5 protein-coding genes are annotated in these 19,487 nt (G+C 39.1%); all 5 read left to right on the top strand.

The genetic code is table 11. The annotated features are described in order from the left end of the window. The first annotated feature begins 51 nt into the window (after positions 1 to 51). The 5 genes from HMJ38_RS00360 (at position 52) to HMJ38_RS00340 (ending at position 19,478) form a co-directional block, all read left to right on the top strand. On the top strand, positions 52 to 9,741 hold the full coding sequence (locus tag HMJ38_RS00360) for a non-ribosomal peptide synthetase (protein WP_194972390.1): 9,690 nt from the start codon (positions 52 to 54) through the stop codon (positions 9,739 to 9,741). A gap of 168 nt (positions 9,742 to 9,909) precedes the next feature. Then, positions 9,910 to 16,437: a non-ribosomal peptide synthetase gene (locus HMJ38_RS00355; protein WP_194972389.1), complete on the top strand. Its 6,528-nt coding sequence runs from the start codon at positions 9,910 to 9,912 to the stop codon at positions 16,435 to 16,437. After that, positions 16,438 to 17,151: a 4'-phosphopantetheinyl transferase family protein gene (locus tag HMJ38_RS00350; RefSeq protein ID WP_194972388.1), complete on the top strand. Its 714-nt coding sequence runs from the start codon at positions 16,438 to 16,440 to the stop codon at positions 17,149 to 17,151. A 304-nt stretch (positions 17,152 to 17,455) separates the two neighbouring features. Further along, positions 17,456 to 18,352 (top strand): EboA domain-containing protein, encoded by an 897-nt coding sequence (locus HMJ38_RS00345; protein WP_194972387.1) that lies wholly within the window; start codon positions 17,456 to 17,458, stop codon positions 18,350 to 18,352. A gap of 217 nt (positions 18,353 to 18,569) precedes the next feature. Further along, entirely contained in the window at positions 18,570 to 19,478 is a 909-nt protein-coding gene (locus HMJ38_RS00340) for a TatD family hydrolase (protein ID WP_194972386.1), read from the top strand. Positions 19,479 to 19,487: the final 9 nt, after the last annotated feature.

Raw genomic sequence — 19,487 nt, 5'->3', positions numbered from 1 at the left:
TACTAAACCACAACGATTAATACTTATGTGCCTTTTTTCAAGCTATTAATTATGTCAACTCTGAAAAGCCCAAATGACCTTTTATCCAAAAAAGATAGTGGAAAAAGTATAAAATATTGGAAATCAAAACTTCAAGGAATTGAAACCTTGCAATTACCCAAAGATCCTTTCGGACCATTGGATGGAAATGGTAATTTCCTGAAAGTCCATTTACCAAAAGATTCAATTTCAATTGAACATCTTAAGAATTCATTTGATGAGTCAACAATACTTTTTACCCTTATTGGAAGTCTCCAAGTACTTCTTTACCGCTATAGTAACCAAAATGATTTTTGTATAGGCTTATCTTTAGAAGATTTGAATTTAAAAGAATTATCTGAGAATAATGGGCTCAAAATAGATTTAAGCCCCTTGCCGATTAGATCACAACTTGATAGCAATATTTCATTTGACAGCATCATTCAAAACACAAGAAACACTATTTTTGAGGCATTAGAAAACAGTAATATTACTGTTGAGGAGTTGATAAATGTTTCGAAAAATGGCCAAATCAATGACTTATTTTTCAATGTCTTGTGTGTTTTTAAGAAGGAACAAGATATAGAAGTAAACAATCAGATATCTAATCAAGATAGTACTGATTTAAAAGACCTTAATGCTATTCTGGTTTTTGAATTTGAGGAATCCGATCAATACCTCAATGGATCAATTTCCTATCGAAGTGATATGTATGGTGAAGCGTTTATCAATCGGATGATTGAACATTTTTTACAACTCTTGGATTCCATCCGGCTTTCTCCCAATTCAAAAGTTGACGAATTGAACATTTTGAGTCAGAAAGAAAAATCATTCATCCTAGAAAAGCTCAATGATACCGCTACACCAATCGATGAAAGTTTTACTATCCTTGATCTTTTTGAAAATCAAGTCAATCAAACCCCTGATGCGATTGCGCTTGAATTTGAAGGTATTCAACTTACCTACAGCCAACTTGACAAAAAGTCGAATCAACTGGCACATTACCTGAAAAGTATCGGCCTCAATTCTGAAGATCCGGTGCCTATCTGTTTGGACCGCTCCCTGGAAATGGTCATTGCAATTTTTGGAATTTTCAAAGCGGGAGGTGCATATGTTCCTATTGACCCTTTTTTTCCTGCTGACAGAATCGATTATATGGTCGAAGACACAGGAGCAAACATCGTAATATGCTCCAATGAAACTTCAAAAAACTTCGGAGACAATACTAATCGTTTGATATTGGACCGAGGTCTTGAGGTCATCAGTAAAATGCCTACGGAGAAAGTCTTCCCTTCTCCCTCGCCTGAAAATCTGGTCTACATCATCTATACCTCGGGATCGACAGGTAAACCCAAAGGTGCCATGGTGGAGCACCGGAACCTTATCAACTTCGTAAACAGTTTATCCAAAATTGTGGAGTATGATTCCTCATCAATACAATTATCTGTCACCACATATATTTTTGACGCCTTTTGCCTTGAATTATTTGTACCACTGGCAGTTGGCGCCAAAGTAATTTTGGTCAGCAAAGAAGTCTCCATGGACGGATTCAAACTAGCCAAAGAGCTTACAAAACATAAACCGACTCATATGCAGGCAACTGCTTCTGGTTGGCAATTGCTGCTCAATGCTGGTTGGAATAATCCGGAAGGAATAATCATGACAACGGGTGGTGAAGCGATTGGGGAAGAGGCCAAAAACATGCTTGCCCGAACCGGTAAACTATGGAATCTTTATGGTCCAACCGAAACCACCATTACATCTGCTTTCAAAAAGCTGGAAGTTCATGAAAAGGTCACCATTGGAAAACCCATAGACAATACCCAAGTCTATATCCTCGGGCCAGGGGGTAGTCTGAACCCATTGGGAATCCCTGGAGAATTATGCATCAGTGGAAAGGGTGTAGGAAGAGGTTATCTCAATCGTCCTGAACTGACAGTACAAAAATTTGTCCCTGACCCTTTTTCAGATGAAAAAGATGCAGTGATGTATCATACAGGAGATTTGGCCAGATGGTTGCCCGACGGAAATATAGAATATTTGGGAAGGTTGGACGATCAGGTCAAAATCAGGGGTTATAGGATTGAACTGGGCGAGATCGAATCAATTTTACAACTACATCCATCGATAAAACAAGCAGTTGTACTAGCCAAAGAAAGTGCCTTTGGAGATAAAAGACTGATAGGCTATGTAGTTTGCAATGGGCATTTTGATCGGAATGCTGTCATCACTTTCCTTCAATCCAAACTTCCGGAATATATGATTCCATCCCTTTGGATGGAACTTGAAAATCTACCACTGGCATTCAGTGGGAAAGTCGATAAGAAAGCTCTAGCGGCAATTGAAATTGAACATGTTCCCAGTGAAACTTACGAGGCTCCCAAAACCGAACTTGAAAATCAAATCGCAAAGATCTGGCAAAAAACTCTCGGATTGGAGAGGATTGGTGTTCAGGATAATTTCTTTGTTTTGGGAGGACACTCTTTACTGGCGATGAAAGTTATTGCCACCATCAGAAGTGAGATGGGGATCGAACTTTCGATCCAGGAGATATTCAATTTCCCTACCATCCGGCAGTTGGCTGAAATCTTATCCTCCAAAAGTAGTGAAGAAAATGACCTCATGCTACTCGGTAATTCTGAAAGACCGGAAACCATCCCTCTTTCCTACAATCAGCAGAGCCTTTGGTTTATCCATCAGTTGGAAGGGAGTACACAATATCATATTCCGCTTGTTTTCAGAATTGACGGGAGTTTAAACAAAAAGGCTTTAAAAAATGCCTTGGTTGAAATCGTAAACAGACATGAAATCCTGCGAACTGTCATCTCGGAAAAAGATGGAATTGAATCCCAAAAAATATTAGATAAGAATCTTTTTGATCTTCAATTCAAAGAAATCACAGACTTTGAGCTTGAAAAAAAGATCGATAATTACATCAAGATTCCTTTTGACCTGAATAAGGATCTCATGATCCGGGCATGCCTGAATAATTTGAGTAATAAAGATCATGTCTTAATTATTGTATTTCATCATATTGCATTTGATGGATCATCTGCGCTAACCTTCAAAAAGGAATTATGGGAGTTTTATAGTACTCACTCAAAAGGGTTGACACCAAACCTTGCCAAACTCCCATTTCAATATACTGATTATGCTTTGTGGCAAAGACAATTTATTTCCCAAGATTTATCAGAGAGAAAATTAAAGTATTGGGAAAGAAGACTTCAGGGCACTGATCCGTTACAACTTCCAACTGATTTTTCAAGACCTGCCGTTCTTTCTTCCAAAGGAGATTTATTACGGTTTTCAATTGAACAGGAACTGATTGATAAAGTATACGCCATTGGTCTGAGCCAAAATGCCACACTTTTCATGACTCTTCTAACTACATTCAATGTCTTGCTACACAGATACTCCCAACAAGAGGATATTTGTGTTGGCACACCTGTGGTAGGAAGAGAATTGCAGGAATTTGAAGATATGATTGGTTTTTTTGTAAACAGCATTCCTATCAGGAATCAGTTTACCGGGAATATATCCTTCCACAAGCTTTTAGACCTAGTAAGATCGAATACGATCGATGCTTTTGACCATAGTCAAATTCCATTTGAACTGATTGTTGAATCACTTGAAATCAAAAGAGATCTGAGCAGAAACCCTGTTTTTCAGGTATTATTTGCACTCCATAGCGCATCTGATACAAGCTTTCAATCAGAAAATACCAAATGGTCCTCACTCAATTACAATCATTCATTTTCAAGATTTGACTTTGCTCTTGAATTAACAGAAACAGATAACGGCCTTGATGGAATGGTGGAATACAGCACAGACCTCTTTGCGAAAGAGACCATAGAAAGGATGATTGGCCACTATAAAACCTTATTGCATTCAATTTCTGATAATCCATCTAAAAGGGTTGATAAATTGAAAATGATAAGCCTTGAAGAAGATGACTTTGTTTTAAGAAAATTCAACAATACAAAATCCGATTATCCGAAAAGTGAAACAGTTGTCAGTCTATTCGAGGAAGCTGCGAAGCATTCACCAAATAAGCTTGCGGTAGTTGCTGGAGGTCAAAGCATTAATTACAAAGAACTTGACCAAAGATCCAATCAATTTGCCAACTACCTGATCTTTAAAGGTGTAAAATCAGAAAATCCGGTTCCACTTTGTATGGACAGATCCATTGAGATGGTCATTGGGATTCTGGGAATTCTGAAGGCAGGGGGTGCATTGGTTCCGATCGACCCTTCGCTACCTATTGAAAGGATTGATTACATGTTGGAAGATACCGGGGCGGATTTTGTCATCTGCATTTCAAGTACTTCCGATAAGGTCGCAAATCACAAAAAACTGTTTTTAGATCAACAATGGGGGGAAATTAACTCAATGTCCTCCAACAAGCCACTTCCCTCACCCAATCCTGAAAATCTCTTTGATATTATATATACCTCCGGATCTACAGGAAAGCCTAAAGGTGTGATGGTTGAACACCGAAATCTGGTCAACTTTCTTTTCAGCATGTCCAAGGATGTAGATTTCAATCCTTCTTCCAGTATTTTATCTGTCACGACTTACAGTTTCGATATTTTTTATTTAGAACTGTTTCTTCCACTTTTCCAAGGAGCTTGCGTTTTCTTGGCTGATAAAGAAACTACTCTCGATGGCTATAGGCTTGCACGGGAAATTGAAGAAAAAGCACCCACTCATATGCAGGCCACACCATCAGGGTGGCAGTTGCTTCTGGAAAGTGGATGGAAAAACCCAACCGGGATAAAAATGCTTGTGGGCGGGGAAGCGCTCAAGGAGGATACAAAAAATGCTTTGTCATCTTTAGGAACGCTTTGGAATCTATATGGCCCCACAGAAACCACTATTTGGTCTAGCCTAAAAAAAATGGACCCTACTCAAAAAGTGAATATTGGTAAGCCAATTGCCAATACTTCAATCTATATCTTTGGTTCTGGAGATCAGCCAAATCCTATAGGGATTCCAGGTGAGCTATGTATAGGTGGGGATGGTGTCGGAAGAGGATACCTCAACAGACCTGAACTTACTTCCGAAAAGTTTGTTTCTGATCCTTTCAGTGAAAATAAAGAGGCAAGATTTTATCGGACCGGAGACCTTGCCAAATGGTTACCGGATGGAAATATTGAATATTTGGGCAGGATAGATGATCAGGTCAAAATCAGAGGTCACCGAATCGAACTTGAGGAGATTGAAACTGTGCTTCAGCAGCACAGGGGGATTAAACAGGCAGTTGTCGCAGTGAAGCAAGATAACTTTGGGATTAATAGACTGATTGGCTATGTGATTTGCAAAAGTCCTTTTGACAAGGATGAGGTCATTTCTTTCCTAAGTGCGAAACTTCCCGACTATATGGTCCCCCACACTTGGATGGAATTGGATGCTTTCCCTTTGACTTTCAATGGGAAAATAAATAGAAAAGCCCTTCCTGAACCTGTATTGGAATCATCTGAATCCATAAAATATGAAGCGCCAAAAACAGAACTACAAAAAATAGTAACGGAAGTTTGGTGTAAAATATTAGGAGTGGAGAAAGTGGGGCTCAATGATGATTTTTTTGAACTTGGAGGACACTCTCTTATGGCCATGAGAGTTATAGTAGCTTTGAGACAGGCAACAGGACAGGTACTTTCTATCAGGGATCTATTTTCCAATCCCACTGTGAAACAGTTGACGGAAACCCTTTCTACCAAAGAAATTGATGAAAAGGAATTTGGTCTCAAAATTCTTAATGAAAGACAGGAAACTCTTCCCCTTTCGCATAATCAACTGAGCCTTTGGTTTATCCATCAATTAGAAGGGAGCATACAGTACCATATCCCAGTCATTTTCAATATAAAAGGAAAACTGAACAACCGGGCATTGGAACATGCTCTAAAAGAAATTGTCAACAGGCATGAAATCTTACGCACAGTTATCTCAGAAAAGGATGGTATTGAATTTCAAAAAATACTTGAAAAGAATCAATTCCAACTTGATAAAAAAGAGGTAAGCAACAAGGAAATTGATAATGAAATAACCAAGTTGGTCAGATTGCCCTTTGACCTGAATAATGATCACATGATCAGGGTATGTCTAATCGCGTTGGGAACAGATAAATATTGTTTGGTAATTACCATGCATCATATTGCCTCTGATGGATGGTCTGCTTCTCTACTAAAAAAGGAGCTTAAAGAACTCTATAGGGCTTTTTCAAATGAAAACTCCCCTGATTTACCCGAACTCCACCATCAATACGCAGATTATGCATTATGGCAAAGAAATCTTATCGCCCAGGATTCTTTCCAATCCAAAATAGACCTATGGAAAAAAAGACTTCAGGATACGACACCACTTCAACTTCCAACAGACTACACCAGACCTTCCATCCTTAGCACTAAAGGAGAAATTCATAGATTCAAACTTGACTCTACTGTAGTCAACCAATTAAAGGAATTAGGAAAAGGTCAGAAAGCTACACTTTTCATGACACTGCTAGCGGCCTATAAAATCCTGCTTTACAGATATAGTGGTCAGGAGGATATTTGTGTCGGAACACCAATTGCCGGAAGGGAAAACAAAGAAACAGAAGATTTGATTGGTTTTTTTGTAAATACACTGGCCCTAAGAACACAAATCCAAAATTCTTTGAGATTTGATGAATTTTTAGATCGTGTTAAAACAACTACGCTGGAAGCATTTGATATTCAGCAAGTACCATTTGAAACTATAGTCGGGAATTTAGGCCAGGAAAGAGACTTGAGTAGAAACCCCATTTTCCAAGTTCTTTTTGTTTTACAGAACGTTCCGGATGCCAAATTCGAAATTGAAGGAGCAGAAGTGTCCGAAAAACCATTTGAGAACTTTACTTCTAAGTTTGACATGACTTTCGAGCTAACGGAGACAAATGAGGGAATTGAAGGAGTGCTGGAATATTGTACAGATCTTTTCAAAAAAGAAACCATCACCAACTTTGTCTCTCATTACAGGCAGTTTTTACATGCAATTTGTAACAATCCCACTGAAAAAATCGGGAAACTGGAAATCATTCAAATTGAAGAAGTAAATAAAATTTTGGAATCCTTTAACAGGATCCAGAAACCTATTCCGGAAAACACTACCATTCTTGACCTTTTTAAAATTCAGGTTAAGAAAAAACCGGATGCTACTGCAGTTTTTTTTGAGGATAAAAAGTTAAGTTACTCGGATCTAGATAAAAAATCAGATCAGCTTGCCAATTTTTTAATAGCTAAAGGCATTAAAAATGAAGCCCTGATTCCAATTTGCCTGGATAGATCTTTTGAAATGATTATTGGGATTTTGGGTATTTTAAAAGCAGGAGGGGCATACGTTCCAATAGACCCTACATATCCTGAGAACAGGGTCAATTTTACCTTGGCTGATTCTGGTGCAAAAATTCTTTTGACAACTTCAGATCTGAGTGCAAAATTTCCGGATTCCATAGATACCATTTGTCTCGATACTGCTAAAGTTGAATTTGAGAACAATTCATTTGATTTTGAGAAAACAGAAATCAGTCCAAATGACCTTGCTTATGTTATTTATACCTCGGGTTCTACAGGCACACCAAAAGGAGTACTGATCGAGCATAAGGGTTTGTTGGCCTCAACCCTAGCAAGAAATTCCTATTATGATAACACCGGTTCGGTTTTAATGATACCTTCATTTGCATTTGATTCATCAATTGCTGTGATTTTTGGAGCCTTGACCTCAGGTGAACAATTGATTTTGTGCAAAAGTGAATTGATCAAAAGTCCTCATCATATCCAGGAATTGCTGAAAGATACTGAAACTATCCTTTGTGTACCATCCTACTACAGGTTCTTGCAGGAAGAAGATTTGCTTTCGGATTCACATTTGCTGAATGTAATCCTTGCCGGGGAAAATTTGGATCAATCGCTTGTTAAGCTGCATTTTGACAAAACCAAAAACGTTAGGTTATATAATGAATATGGCCCTACCGAAGGCACTGTTTGGGCTTCTGTGGCTGAAATTCATTCACCTCAAGAAAAGGTGACTATTGGAAAACCGATTGATCATACCAGAATATTTATTCTCAATAAAGAGAATCAACTCAATCCTATAAATGTGCCCGGGGAATTATGCATTTCGGGTCAAGGGGTAGCCAGAGGTTACCTGAACAATCCTGAACTAACTTCGGAGAAGTTTGTCAAAAATCCATTTGACAAAACCGAAAAAGAAAAAATGTACAGAACCGGGGACCTGGCCCGTTGGCTTCCTGATGGTAGCATTGAATATCTGGGAAGGATAGATGATCAGGTCAAGATCAGAGGGTATAGGATAGAGTTGGGAGAAGTTGAGTCAATAATCAATAAGCTAAATGGTGTCAAAGAATCTGCTGTGATTCTACGGGAAGATATTCCCGGTCAAAAAATGCTTGTTGGCTATGTGGTTTTGAAAAAATCTTCCGAGTCGGAATTCAATACCCAAAAACCCTCTCTTTTGAAAAAAGAGCTGCGTTCAATTTTACCGGAATATATGGTGCCGAGCAATATTATGATCCTGGAAAGCCTACCATTAACTTCCAACAATAAAATTGACAGAAAAAAGCTGCCAAAACCTAAGGAACTTAAAATATCGCAAATAGGACCTAGTACCGAAATAGAAAAACTAATATCCAAAATTTGGTGTGAATCCCTTAAAAAAGAAAAAATAGACATCAATGCAGACTTCTTTGAATTCGGTGGTCATTCTTTGCTTGCTGTAAAAGTTCTTTCGCTCCTTGAAAAAGAATTGGACCAAAAAATTCCCCTTAACGTCATTTTCAAATATCCAAGAATTGTGGATCTGGCTGAATATATTGAATACGAAAGCATCCATGATACTAGTGAAAATTACTTGGTTCCCATTAAACCCAATGGTGCTAAACCTCCATTATTTATCATCCATGGAGTTGGTTCAACTAATTCAATTTACTATACTTTGGCAAAATTCATTGAGAACGATCAACCCATCTATGGTTTTCAGCCAAAAGGATTAGATGGCGTTGAAGTGCCAAACCAATCAGTAGAGGAAATGGCAGCTTATTATATTTCGCTAATGATCAGACAATATCCTTCCGGCCCTTATTGCATTGCCGGTTATTCCTTTGGAGGGTATGTGGCTTTTGAAATGGCACGTCACCTGAAAGCAATGGGAAGAGAAGTTTCCAAGCTGATTCTCTTTGACACCTCTGCTTATGAAGATCCAGAAAAATTGACTGTTTTGAAAAAAATAAAACTTGAAGTAGGAAAAAGATTGGTGAATCTGGCTTTTGCTTTCAAAGAACCTTGGGGTTTTTATGAACAAAAAAGCAGGTCTTTTGGTAGAAAAAAAGACCTGCTTTTGATCAAACTAAATCTAAAGGCCAAACCTGAAACCCAAAAGGACCATGGAAGTATCATTAAAGTTGTGGCCAAGAATAATGTCAAAATTCTTAAACAATATAAACTGAACCCTTATAAAGGAGACCTCCATCTATTTAAGGTGAAAAACATGTCTTTTTATGTGGAAGACACCAAATATTATGGTTGGGCTCCTTTGGTCAACAAAGTTCATAATGTACATGTATCAGGCCACCACGACAATATTTTCAAAAAACCTGAAATCTTAAAAGAGATGGCCGAAAAAATTCAACTTGTTCTTGACGAAAAATCCTTTGAAGATTCAACCTTGGCTATGGATCAAAATCTGTGAAATTTGAGGTAAAAGAGTAGTTTAGACGGTACTTCCCAAAATCAACGGTTTTTAAAAATTTAAATATTTGGGTGAAATATTACATCGAAACCCTTATATTCCCAAAATACAATTACTAGTTTCGAATAAAGTTTTGACACATTTTTTAGTGAATAAGACAAAAAGATCATGCCAATAACAAAATCGCAAATCACCCAATCAGCGACGGAGTCTTCCTTTTTAATCAAAGATTATTGGATTAAAAAGCTTGAAGAGATCGAAGAATTACAATTGCCAAAGGATCATTCAAGGTCTTTGACCAATAGAACAGAAAATCACACCATCGATTTCCAGATAGACAAGTCTCTCCTTGATAATATTGTTTCCCACTTTTCCGAATCAAAGCCCTCTCCATCTTTAGTGCTGTTAGCTGCATTGAAAGTATTACTGTATAGATACAGTAGTCAAATTGACTTTTGCATTGGCACAACTTTTAGGGAAACAGCACTTGACAATCCAACTGATAAAGATGTAAATAACGTTTTTTTGGACGTCCTGCCCATTGGCACCAAAATAGTTGCCACGATCCCTTTTGGTGACTTTGTATACAAATTAGGTATTGATTTAATGGAAGCCAATTCCAATAATCAAATCTCTTTTGATCAGCTAATTTCCTTATTAGGAAAAAAGTATAAAAAAGATTTGAGGTTCCTTTTCCCTGTCATCTTCGACTATCAGAAGGATACTGAAAGAGCTGGTCTTAACCAATCTTCCAAATTAGCCCTTGAGAATTTCAATTCAACGTTGCTGTTCGAATTTAGAGAAATTGATGAAAAAATTGAAGGGCGCATCACCTTTGATGAAGAATTTTTTTGCTATGAAAGCGCAAATAGGATGGTTTCCCATTATATAACACTTCTTGAATCCATCCATTCCAATCCCCACCAAAGCCTTGGTCTTTTAAACATTATTCCCACAGAGGAAAAAACCCTGCTGTTAGAGACTTTAAATGCTACAGAAACGGAATACCCCCAAGATATGACAATCGTGGACTTGTTTGAGGAGCAGGTGAATAAAACCCCTGATGCGATTGCGCTTGAATTTGAAGGTATTCAACTTACCTACAGCCAACTTGACAAAAAGTCGAATCAACTGGCACATTACCTGAAAAGTATCGGCCTCAATTCTGAAGATCCGGTGCCTATCTGTTTGGACCGCTCCCTGGAAATGGTCATTGCAATTTTTGGAATTTTCAAAGCGGGAGGTGCATATGTTCCTATTGACCCTTTTTTTCCTGCTGACAGAATCGATTATATGGTCGAAGACACAGGAGCAAACATCGTAATATGCTCCAATGAAACTTCAAAAAACTTCGGAGACAATACTAATCGTTTGATATTGGACCGAGGTCTTGAGGTCATCAGTAAAATGCCTACGGAGAAAGTCTTCCCTTCTCCCTCGCCTGAAAATCTGGTCTACATCATCTATACCTCGGGATCGACAGGTAAACCCAAAGGTGCCATGGTGGAGCACCGGAACCTTATCAACTTCGTAAACAGTTTATCCAAAATTGTGGAGTATGATTCCTCATCAATACAATTATCTGTCACCACATATATTTTTGACGCCTTTTGCCTTGAATTATTTGTACCACTGGCAGTTGGCGCCAAAGTAATTTTGGTCAGCAAAGAAGTCTCCATGGACGGATTCAAACTAGCCAAAGAGCTTACAAAACATAAACCGACTCATATGCAGGCAACTGCTTCTGGTTGGCAATTGCTGCTCAATGCTGGTTGGAATAATCCGGAAGGAATAATCATGACAACGGGTGGTGAAGCGATTGGGGAAGAGGCCAAAAACATGCTTGCCCGAACCGGTAAACTATGGAATCTTTATGGTCCAACCGAAACCACCATTACATCTGCTTTCAAAAAGCTGGAAGTTCATGAAAAGGTCACCATTGGAAAACCCATAGACAATACCCAAGTCTATATCCTCGGGCCAGGGGGTAGTCTGAACCCATTGGGAATCCCTGGAGAATTATGCATCAGTGGAAAGGGTGTAGGAAGAGGTTATCTCAATCGTCCTGAACTGACAGTACAAAAATTTGTCCCTGACCCTTTTTCAGATGAAAAAGATGCAGTGATGTATCATACAGGAGATTTGGCCAGATGGTTGCCCGACGGAAATATAGAATATTTGGGAAGGTTGGACGATCAGGTCAAAATCAGGGGTTATAGGATTGAACTGGGCGAGATCGAATCAATTTTACAACTACATCCATCGATAAAACAAGCAGTTGTACTAGCCAAAGAAAGTGCCTTTGGAGATAAAAGACTGATAGGCTATGTAGTTTGCAATGGGCATTTTGATCGGAATGCTGTCATCACTTTCCTTCAATCCAAACTTCCGGAATATATGATTCCATCCCTTTGGATGGAACTTGAAAATCTACCACTGGCATTCAGTGGGAAAGTCGATAAGAAAGCTCTAGCGGCAATTGAAATTGAACATGTTCCCAGTGAAACTTACGAGGCTCCCAAAACCGAACTTGAAAATCAAATCGCAAAGATCTGGCAAAAAACTCTCGGATTGGAGAGGATTGGTGTTCAGGATAATTTCTTTGTTTTGGGAGGACACTCTTTACTGGCGATGAAAGTTATTGCCACCATCAGAAGTGAGACGGGGATCGAACTTTCGATCCAGGAGATATTCAATTTCCCTACCATTCGGCAGTTGGCTGAAATCTTATCCTCTAAAAGTAGTAAAGAAAATGACCTCATGCTAATCGGTAATTCTGAAAGGCCTGAAACCATCCCTCTTTCCTACAATCAGCAGAGCCTCTGGTTTATCCATCAGTTATCCGGAAGTATTCAATATCATATTCCTTTGATCTTCCCTATCCGTGGAAAAATCGCCATCAGCTCACTCGAAGATGCCTTCAAAATAATCCTCAACCGCCATGAAGCACTCCGTACCGTAATCAGGGAAAAGGACAGGATGGATTGCCAGATCGTACTGGGTATGGACCATTGGAAACTTAACAGGATGGAACTGCAGGATCCGGCACTCCTTAAAAATGAAATAACCACGCTGATCAGGATTCCTTTCGACCTCACCATAGACTACATGTTGAGGGCTTGGCTCATTACAATGGCACCGGAGCACCATTGCCTGATCATCAACATGCACCACATCGCCTCAGATGGATGGTCTTCCGACATCCTGAAAAAAGAGCTTATGGAATCCTATCATTCCATCGTCAACGGAATTCAGGTTTCACTTCCACCAGTCCCTATACAGTACATTGACTATGCCTTATGGCAGAGAAATTTCCTAAATAGCGATCTGATCCAGAATAAAATCGATTACTGGAAAGCCAAACTGCAAAACCTATCTACGCTTCAGCTTCCGACCGATTTTACAAGGCCGCCGGTTCAGAGTAATAATGGGAAGAGTTACCGTTTTTCAATTGATAATTTCATTGTTTCTCAATTGAGAGAATTGGATCAAAAACATCAATCAACTCTTTTCATGACTTTGCTTGCCGCATTCAAAACACTTCTATACCGGTACAGTGGTCAGGAAGATATTTGTGTAGGCACACCGGTAGCGGGTAGGGAAAGTTCCGAAACAGAAAATCTTATAGGGTTTTTTGTCAACACTTTGGCACTTAGGTCTAACCTAAGGGGGACCATGACCTTTACAGAACTTCTCAAAGAAATCCGTGCAACTGCTCTCGATGCTTTCGAATTCCAACAAATACCATTTGAAATGGTGGTAGAAAGCCTTGGACAAAAAAGAGACTTAAGCAGAAATCCTGTGTTCCAGATTTTGTTTGTCTTACAAAATATTTCTAAAAACGAAGTGCTACTTGATGACGTCTTGATATCTGAGGAACCTTATGAGCATTTCACTTCTAAGTTTGACATGACTTTTGAACTCATAGAAGTTGATTCGGGCATGGAAGGGATAGCAGAATACAATACAGATCTATATAGACCTGATACAATAGAACGTTTCGTAAGCCACTATATTCATCTTCTTAAATCAATCCTTGAAAATCCATCCTTAAACCTTGATCTCTTAAACATTATTCCCACTGAGGAAAAAACCCTTCTCTTAGAGACTTTAAATGCTACGGAAGCAGAATACCCGAACGACAAGACAATCGTGGACTTGTTTGAGGAGCAGGTGAATAAATCCCCTGATGCAACAGCATTAATGTTCAAGGAAAAGAAATTAAGCTACAAAGAGCTGAATAAACGGTCGAATCAGTTTGCACATTATCTGATTGAAAAATACAAAATACAACCTGATGATCTGGTAGGAATAGAGTTGGAGCGCAGTGAGTGGATGGTGATAGGCATATTGGCGATTATCAAATCGGGAGGTGCCTATGTACCGATAGATCCTGAGTACCCTGAGCAGCGAAAAGAGTTTATCATAGAAGATGCAAAGTTGAAAATAGTCATCAATCAGATAGAACTTGAAGAATTCAGGAAAGCTATAAAAGAAGGCAACTATCCAAAAACAAATCCCACAACCCGGATAAGTCCCGAGAATCTGATGTACGTGATTTACACATCAGGTTCAACGGGTAAACCGAAGGGCTGTATGCTCGAGCATAGGGGCTTGGTCAACCGATTGGCTTGGATGCAGAAGTCTTATGCCTTAACAGAAAAAGATTGTATCCTGCAAAAGACCACTTTTACTTTCGATGTATCTGTCTGGGAGCTTATCTGGTGGTCCTTGCAAGGGGCCTCTGTAAGTATGTTGGAACCGGGGGGAGAGAAGCAACCAGAAAAGATTGTTTCGACAATAGAAGCCTCACAGGTTACGGTGTTACATTTTGTGCCCAGTATGCTTGAGGTCTTTTTAGAATTTCTGGACAGCTCAACAGAAAACATTTTGAAGCTCAGCAGTCTAAAACAGGTATATACCAGTGGGGAAGCCTTAAAGGCGGAACAGGTAAAGCGTTTCAAAGAATTGCTGCCTAATGTAAGTCTAATGAATCTCTATGGACCTACAGAAGCGAGTATAGACGTGAGTTACTATGCCTGTGAGACAGCTGAGGAAATGAACATTCCAATAGGCAAACCGATAGATAACACAGCGCTTTACGTGTTAGATCCCACCCACCACCTCGTTCCTTACGGTACTGTCGGTGAGGTTTGCATAGGCGGAGTAGGTTTGGCAAGGGGATATTTAAACCGGGAAGAGCTCACTCGGGAAAAGTTTATAGAAAACCCGTTCCGGCCAAAAGAACGATTATACAGAACGGGAGACTTGGGCAGATGGCGCGGGGACGGTAATTTAGAGTATTTGGGCAGGATGGACGACCAGGTCAAAATCAGGGGGTACCGCATCGAGCTCGGTGAAATCGAATCCGTCCTGCTACTCCATCCCAGTGTGAAGCAAGCGGTAGTCATGGCAAGCGAAATTGGACAGGGTGACAAAAGACTTGTGGGATATATCGTCTGCGACGGGACTTTCGACAAAAAATCCATCAGTGAATTTCTCAGGTCAAAACTGCCTGAATACATGATCCCAGCTCTTTGGGTCACCCTCGAAAAACTCCCCTTAACCTCTAGCGGAAAAATCGACAGAAAGGCACTGCCTGATGTCAGTACCCAGGATATGGTTACAGCCGGATATACTGAACCAAGGAATGATCTGGAAAAACAGATTGCAGCTATCTGGCAGAGAATCCTCGGTTTGGAGCGGGTAGGTATCCATGATGATTTCTTTGAACTGGGGGGACATTCCCTGCTGGCTGTAAAAGTAATGTCAGCTTTGGAAAAAGAAATTGGGTCAAAACTTACCATTAATCTGATATTCAAATACCCGAGTATATCGGAACTCGCAAATGCAATTGAGAACATCAATCAAAATCAGGCAGGTTTGAATTCATTATTAGATGTAAAAACTTCGGGAAGAAAACTGCCATTATATATGGTTCATGGAGCGGGTTCCTCGGCATCTATTTATTATAATTTAGCAAAATTCATTGACACAGAACAGCCTATTTATGGCTTTCAACCAAAAGGCCTGGATGGAATCGAGGAACCTGACATATCTCTTGAAGAAATGGCTGCGTACTATATTTCACTTATGGTTGAAAAAAATCCGGATGGTCCTTACAATTTATCAGGCTATTGCTTTGGTGGAATTGTGGCTTATGAAATGGCCAAACAACTTCAATCGATGGGGAAAAAAGTCAATAAACTTATTCTATTTGATACAGCTGCTTTCGATTACCTGGAAAAACATTCACCATTTGAAAAAATAAAACTTCGGTTAAACATCATCCTAGCCAAAGTAAACTTTTTATTGAATGAACCTGAGGCTTATTTAAAAAGGAAAAAAGGATATCTTAAACGAAAAATGGATTTGATATTTTCCATAATGAAATCAAAACTCAATCCACAATTTGTAAAACCCACAAACTACCTTAATAAAGTTTCAAAAAATAATACCTATTTATTAAATAAATACAAGTTAGTTCCTCATTATCATGGCACCCTGTTTTTATTGCGGGCAAAAACCAAAGAAACTTATATAGAAGATCAAAAATTCTATGGATGGACCTCATTTGTTGAAAAAGTCAAGGTGATAGATATTGGCGGACACCATGACATTATTCTCAAAAAAACTGAAATCTTGAAAGAGATAGCCGAGAAGGTCCAGATAGTTCTTGACGAGAAAAACGAATAGATGACTTCAAACCTCTCAATAGACTGGAATGAGTTAACCCCAACCTGGAAAAATTTCCAAGTTGAGCCATTTTCCAATGGAATTCATGTGGTCCGTATAAACATTTCTAAAAACCTCCACCATATCTCAGATCAAAAACATCTCCTCAAAAATCCCGAACAGCAGAAATTATCAAGAATTGTCAAGCAAGGAGATAAAAATATTTTCCTCTGTAGTCAGGTGATGAAAAGAATTGTTTGTGGCCAATACTTGAATATACCTCCTGATGAAATCGAATTTGATTTTACAGAAAACAAAAAGCCATTCATCAGCGGCCAACCTGATTTTCACTTCAATATCAGCCATTCCGGAAATTGGATCATAATGATTTTATCCAATAATCCCTGCGGAATTGATGTGGAAAAAATACAACCTGACTTTGATTTTGATGGAGTAATGAAATTGACATACCACCCTGATGAAATTGGGTACGTGCAGCGGTCTCCTGATCAGCATAAAGCTTTTTTCAGAATATGGACCATCAAAGAATCATTTCTCAAGGCAACAGGAGTTGGGCTGATAGACAACCTTAGCGACCTGAATATGATAAAAAATTCAACCCTTTTGGAAAATCCTATTCCTTGGAAAATTCAGAGTTTTATGGTTGACGGAGGTTATTGGTGCAGCTTTTGTTTTAAATCCCAAAATCCTAAAATAAATTTTTATGAATACTGACTAATTATGTTTCAATTCGAGACAACATTGGGTCATCAACAAGCTGATTATAATCATGTTATTTGATAAGAATTAGAATTCTTTTATTGAAACTGAAACATTAAATTGCCCTTGATTTACCAATCAGCATATAAACTGACTATTATTCTGGGGATCTTTATTCTTGGTAAAAACTTAGGCTTGTAGATAACCGACTTCGCCGAAAAGAAAGGCAAAAGACCTCTTAACATTATCAAATCTGTACATTCTAAAAAAATCAATTAACTTTAAACACTGATTTTTGAGCCCAAATACCCCTTGAATTATGAATAATTCCATCGATATCGAAAAAACAAAAAATTTCCTTTTTGAGCTTTTGGAGCAGCAATCAGAAACCAAATCAATAGAATGGCTGCTTCAACAAAAAGACAAAATTGAAAAAGAAGGTTCTTACCTCAAATTTTATATGGCCTTTGGACAGGCATCAAGATTTTTTAAGAAAACCCTTTTAAAAATTTCCGAAAATCAAAAAGAATTTGCCTATACCCTCAAGGAGGGTTTTAGCCCACAAACTTGGGATCAGCTTCAGACGGCTAGAAGTTATTTGCTCTTGCATTTTGAGGAAAAAGAAGCCTCAAGCTGGGTAAATGCACTCAACAAACTTTTTGAAACAGCAGATATGCATGAGCAACAATCTCTTTACGCTGCACTTCCAATCATGCCCTATCAACTGGAAATGAAAGAAAGGGCCATTGAAGGTCTCAGGACCAATATCAGTTCTGTATTTGATGCTGTGGCACTCAACAATCCCTACCCCGCAGAATATTTCGACGAAAGGGCATGGAATCAGATGGTCCTGAAAGCCATATTTATGCAGCGCCCCTTATATCAAATTCAGAATGCCGATGAAAGGGCAAATCCTACATTGGCGAAAATACTGGTAGATTTTGCTCATGAAAGATGGGCAGCAGGAAGAACTGTCATGCCAGAACTGTGGCGCTTTGTAGGCCCTTTTATCAATGAAGAAAATATAAGTGATATCGAAAAAGTGCTTCAAACAGGTGATCCCATTCAGCAAAAAGCAGCCTTGCTTGCTTGTAGCAGCAGTGATTTTGCACCAGCGAAAAAACTGATCGATCAAAATCCCGAAATGGGAAATGCTGTACTAAACGAAGAGATAACCTGGGAGTTGATCGGAGAAGAATTCCAATATGGCAAATAAACCTTCCGTCAATATGATTATAGTTAATGATAAAAGTAATTATGAAAACCTAACGGATAATCTCCCAAACTTTAAATTTATGGTTACTTCGGTCTTCCATCTTCTAGCCACTAAGAAAAAAAACTGTCGAAACTATAATACAAACCAATAGATCAACATCGCATTTGATTTAAAATCAAAAACTACTAGTTTTCAACAATATTAAAAATACAACAAGATGGAAATGTTTATCGATCCCCATATACATGTCGTTTCAAGAACCACTGATGACTACGAAGCCATGCGCAAAGCAGGTATCGTGGCCATTATTGAGCCAGCCTTTTGGTTGGGTCAACCCAGGACTGAGGTAGGAAGCTTCAAGGATTATTTCAGCACTTTGGTTGGTTGGGAAAGATTCCGCGCCAAGCAATTTGGCATAGTCCACTATTGCACCATGGGTCTGAATTCCAAGGAAGCCAATAATATTCCTTTGGCAGAAGAGGTGATGGAATTATTGCCCCTGTATGTAGGCAAAGAGGGTGTGGTTGCCATTGGGGAAATCGGTTATGATGACCAAACTGAAGCTGAGGATAGATTTTATAGGTTACAATTGGAACTTGCCAAAGAGGTCAACCTCCCCGTTTTGATCCATACGCCCCATAGGGATAAGAAAAAAGGAACTACCCGCAGCATGGATGTCAGCGAGGAACATGGCGTTGATCCGGGAATGGTAATCGTGGACCACAACAATGAGGAAACAGTAAAGGAAGTTTTGGATAGAGGATATTGGGCAGCTTTTACCATCTACCCACATACCAAAATGGGAAGTGAGCGCATGGTGGAAATCGTCAAACAATACGGCCCGGAAAGAATCATCGTGGACAGTGCCGCGGATTGGGGAATCAGCGATCCATTGGCAGTTCCAAAAACTGCTGCTTTGATGCGCAAAATGGGAATTCCTGAAGAGCATATCAGAATGACCTGTTATCAGAATGCATTGACCGCCTATTCCCAAAGTGGTCAGATGGATGAATTGGATTGGCTGAGGCCGGAACCCATTGACCAAAGGCAAAGACAATTTGGTAATTCGGTCTTGAGAGGCGGACAGGAACCTAAAGTGGAAGGATCTGATTTTGTGGAGAATTAAGCATCTTTA

The organism is Aquiflexum lacus (assembly GCF_015476655.1).
In the GTDB taxonomy this organism is placed as follows: domain Bacteria; phylum Bacteroidota; class Bacteroidia; order Cytophagales; family Cyclobacteriaceae; genus Aquiflexum; species Aquiflexum lacus.
The sequence above is the reverse complement of the archived record's forward strand: the minus strand, read 5'-3'. Positions and strand labels throughout refer to the sequence as shown.

Bases quoted from the DNA above. Each gene is read 5' to 3' on its own strand.
- HMJ38_RS00360 (WP_194972390.1), top strand. From the start codon at position 52: ATGTCAACTCTGAAAAGCCCAAATGACCTTTTATCCAAAAAAGATAGT.
- HMJ38_RS00345 (WP_194972387.1), top strand. From the start codon at position 17,456: ATGAATAATTCCATCGATATCGAAAAAACAAAAAATTTCCTTTTTGAG.
- HMJ38_RS00340 (WP_194972386.1), top strand. From the start codon at position 18,570: ATGGAAATGTTTATCGATCCCCATATACATGTCGTTTCAAGAACCACT.
- HMJ38_RS00350 (WP_194972388.1), top strand. From the start codon at position 16,438: ATGACTTCAAACCTCTCAATAGACTGGAATGAGTTAACCCCAACCTGG.
- HMJ38_RS00355 (WP_194972389.1), top strand. From the start codon at position 9,910: ATGCCAATAACAAAATCGCAAATCACCCAATCAGCGACGGAGTCTTCC.